Below are 268 nucleotides of genomic sequence, written 5' to 3'. Positions count from 1 at the left end.
ATCAAATTCAATATTTAGATGCGGATGGTGATAGTTTTGGTTCTAATACAGTTGTTGCTTGTGGAGTTCCAAATAATGCTGATTGTAACGATAATCAACTGCAGTATTATGATGCTGATGGCGATGGATTTGGTTCTAATTTTATAACAAATTGTGGTGTTACCAATAATTTTGATTGTAATGATAATCAAATTCAATATTTAGATGCGGATGGTGATAGTTTTGGTTCTAATACAGTTGTTGCTTGTGGAGTTCCAAATAATGCTGA

The 268-nt window shown here is 32.5% G+C and carries 1 protein-coding gene; it reads left to right on the top strand.

From position 1 onward, the window contains the following. Positions 1 to 268 (top strand): hypothetical protein (locus ACYU7A_RS14890; RefSeq protein ID WP_460577791.1); only part of this gene is annotated, 268 nt, incomplete at both ends.

The organism is Flavobacterium koreense, from assembly GCF_054776075.1.
Note: the sequence above shows the minus strand (reverse complement) of the source record. Positions and strands in the feature narration are given on the sequence as shown.